The following is a 1,747-nucleotide window of genomic DNA, read 5'->3' on the forward strand; positions in this document are numbered from 1 at the left end:
TCCTCCGGTTGCAAAATGGAATTTCGCCGCAGCGGCCTGAATGGCTGTACCGCCTGACGCGGATGCGCCGCCACCAACAGCCCCGCCAATGGCGCTGCCGATACTCCCGACAATCCCCACCATTGCCTGCTTAAGCAGAATTTCTGTCATCATGGACAGCACGGAACGGGTGAAGCTGCGCCAGTTCTGCTCACTGCCGGTCAGCATCGCCGCCATATTCTGTGCAATACCATCAAAGGTCTGCGTGGCTGCACTTTTTAGAATTCACTGGCCGTCGTTTTACAACGTCGTGACTGGGAAAACCCTGGCGTTACCCAACTTAATCGCCTTGCAGCACATCCCCCTTTCGCCAGCTGGCGTAATAGCGAAGAGGCCCGCACCGATCGCCCTTCCCAACAGTTGCGCAGCCTGAATGGCGAATGGCGCCTGATGCGGTATTTTCTCCTTACGCATCTGTGCGGTATTTCACACCGCATATGGTGCACTCTCAGTACAATCTGCTCTGATGCCGCATAGTTAAACCAGCCCCGACACCCGCCAACACCCGCTGACGCGCCCTGACGGGCTTGTCTGCTCCCGGCATCCGCTTACAGACAAGCTGTGACCGTCTCCGGGAGCTGCATGTGTCAGAGGTTTTCACCGTCATCACCGAAACGCGCGAGACGAAAGGGCCTCGTGATACGCCTATTTTTATAGGTTAATGTCATGATAATAATGGTTTCTTAGACGTCAGGTGGCACTTTTCGGGGAAATGTGCGCGGAACCCCTATTTGTTTATTTTTCTAAATACATTCAAATATGTATCCGCTCATGAGACAATAACCCTGATAAATGCTTCAATAATATTGAAAAAGGAAGAGTATGAGTATTCAACATTTCCGTGTCGCCCTTATTCCCTTTTTTGCGGCATTTTGCCTTCCTGTTTTTGCTCACCCAGAAACGCTGGTGAAAGTAAAAGATGCTGAAGATCAGTTGGGTGCACGAGTGGGTTACATCGAACTGGATCTCAACAGCGGTAAGATCCTTGAGAGTTTTCGCCCCGAAGAACGTTTTCCAATGATGAGCACTTTTAAAGTTCTGCTATGTGGCGCGGTATTATCCCGTATTGACGCCGGGCAAGAGCAACTCGGTCGCCGCATACACTATTCTCAGAATGACTTGGTTGAGTACTCACCAGTCACAGAAAAGCATCTTACGGATGGCATGACAGTAAGAGAATTATGCAGTGCTGCCATAACCATGAGTGATAACACTGCGGCCAACTTACTTCTGACAACGATCGGAGGACCGAAGGAGCTAACCGCTTTTTTGCACAACATGGGGGATCATGTAACTCGCCTTGATCGTTGGGAACCGGAGCTGAATGAAGCCATACCAAACGACGAGCGTGACACCACGATGCCTGTAGCAATGGCAACAACGTTGCGCAAACTATTAACTGGCGAACTACTTACTCTAGCTTCCCGGCAACAATTAATAGACTGGATGGAGGCGGATAAAGTTGCAGGACCACTTCTGCGCTCGGCCCTTCCGGCTGGCTGGTTTATTGCTGATAAATCTGGAGCCGGTGAGCGTGGGTCTCGCGGTATCATTGCAGCACTGGGGCCAGATGGTAAGCCCTCCCGTATCGTAGTTATCTACACGACGGGGAGTCAGGCAACTATGGATGAACGAAATAGACAGATCGCTGAGATAGGTGCCTCACTGATTAAGCATTGGTAACTGTCAGACCAACGCGTCTGGTTCG

2 protein-coding genes are annotated in these 1,747 nt (G+C 51.1%); one reads left to right on the forward strand and one right to left on the reverse strand.

Annotation, left to right across the window (positions count from 1 at the left end):
• On the reverse strand, nucleotides 1-264 hold a 264-nt coding region (locus J1902_RS18960), incomplete at its 3' end, for a phage tail tape measure protein (RefSeq protein ID WP_443623209.1).
• 597 nt (nucleotides 265-861) lie between these two features.
• On the opposite strand from J1902_RS18960, the gene J1902_RS18965 reads away from it, so the two are divergent.
• On the forward strand, nucleotides 862-1,722 hold the full coding sequence (locus tag J1902_RS18965) for a broad-spectrum class A beta-lactamase TEM-116 (RefSeq protein WP_000027050.1): 861 nt from the start codon (nucleotides 862-864) through the stop codon (nucleotides 1,720-1,722).
• Nucleotides 1,723-1,747 lie beyond the last annotated feature (25 nt).

The organism is Arthrobacter cavernae, from assembly GCF_017368795.1.
Taxonomy (GTDB): domain Bacteria; phylum Actinomycetota; class Actinomycetes; order Actinomycetales; family Micrococcaceae; genus Arthrobacter; species Arthrobacter cavernae.